At 62.7% G+C, this 1,339-nt stretch carries 2 protein-coding genes; one reads left to right on the plus strand and one right to left on the minus strand.

What is annotated here, in order from left to right:
- Positions 1 to 72: 72 nt before the first annotated feature.
- Entirely contained in the window at positions 73 to 498 is a 426-nt protein-coding gene (locus IFT88_RS16700) for a hypothetical protein (RefSeq protein WP_192122044.1), read from the minus strand.
- Between the two features lie 221 nt (positions 499 to 719).
- On the opposite strand from IFT88_RS16700, the gene IFT88_RS16705 reads away from it, so the two are divergent.
- Entirely contained in the window at positions 720 to 1,271 is a 552-nt protein-coding gene (locus tag IFT88_RS16705) for a TlpA family protein disulfide reductase (RefSeq protein WP_249409125.1), read from the plus strand.
- Positions 1,272 to 1,339 lie beyond the last annotated feature (68 nt).

A 1,339-nucleotide genomic window follows, 5' to 3' on the forward strand; every position in this document is an offset into this window, starting at 1 on the left:
TGCTGCGAGCATACGCACCCGACTTCAGTTCAACGCGATGTCTTCTGCTCGGTCCGTTCCGATAGGGGATTGTCATCCGTACCAACCTTGGGTGCCGGCCGCTTTCGAGAGGCGCGCATCCTCGGACGTGTCGGTCAAACGCCAACCGTAGGGAGCGGTCTGGACATAACTGTCACCGTCTTTCTCCACTCTTGTGCGCCCGTCCGAGAGCCCGCTAGTGAAGACCTCCTCGTCAATCCAGATGAAGAGCTGGCTGACCCACCCTTGGGCGTCTTCGGGAGGTGCGAAGAGCCAATGCTGGAGTTCACCGCTGGATGGGAGGGCGATCAGAAGACGCGCGGAGTGGCCGTCCCGCTGAACGAGTTCGACATCGAGGTGACCGGGCAAGGCCCGGATGTCCCTCATTTCATAGTCCAGATATGCCAGGTCCGATCCCGCAGACCGACACTTTCCGACAGCCATGCGCATGGCGGTCAGGATCTCATCATCGGTGAGCATGCACTAAGCCTGTCACCTCGCCTCGGTGGTCAGTTGCGATGTTCGTGGCTTCGCATCAAGAGAGTGGTGGAGCAGCGAAGCAGGTGTCCGATAGCCGATTCCCTATCGGGTCAGCCGGGTCAGGGAAGAGCATCGCGACATCGGCGCTGTTCGCATACAGGTCGGCCGAGTTATCCTCACGCGTGCGAACACGTCCACTCCTAGCCTCCTCGGCCCTTCTCTTGGCCACCTGCGCAGCCGTGGCGGGGTGCACGTCATCGTCGGGAATTGAACAGCAGTGGGGTGACGGCAAGGGATATATCTCCGCCGACCAGATCGTGAGTGAGATCGCACCTGAGGACCGCGGCGACCCGATCGAATTTGACTCCGAGCTCAGCGACGGCACGAAGATCACAGCGGCTGACTACCAGGGCAAGGTTGCTGTTCTGAACTTCTGGTTCGCCGGGTGCGTCCCGTGCCGCATGGAAGCGACCGACCTCCAAGCAGTGAGCGAGGAAGTATCCGACGATGCGGCATTCCTGGGTGTCAACGTCAAAGACCAGCCCGACACCGCCGACGCATTCACCCGACGATTCGACGTCACCTACCCGACCGCCATCGACGCAAATACGGGGAGCGTCCAGCTCGCATTCGCCGGCAAGACGGCCCCCAATGCGACCCCGGCGACATTCGTCCTCGACCCCGAGGGGCGCGTGAGCGCTCGCGTCTTGGGGTCTGTCGACCCTTCGATCCTGCGAGCACTCGTCAAGACCGCGGCCGCGACACCCGAATGAACGTTGCGGCATCCGCCGCCTCTGCCTGGTGCTCGGCCGCAAGGACGCCCCGCCCGGCAGCCGATCCC

The organism is Frigoribacterium sp. CFBP 8751 (assembly GCF_014841545.1).
In the GTDB taxonomy this organism is placed as follows: Bacteria; Actinomycetota; Actinomycetes; order Actinomycetales; family Microbacteriaceae; genus Frigoribacterium.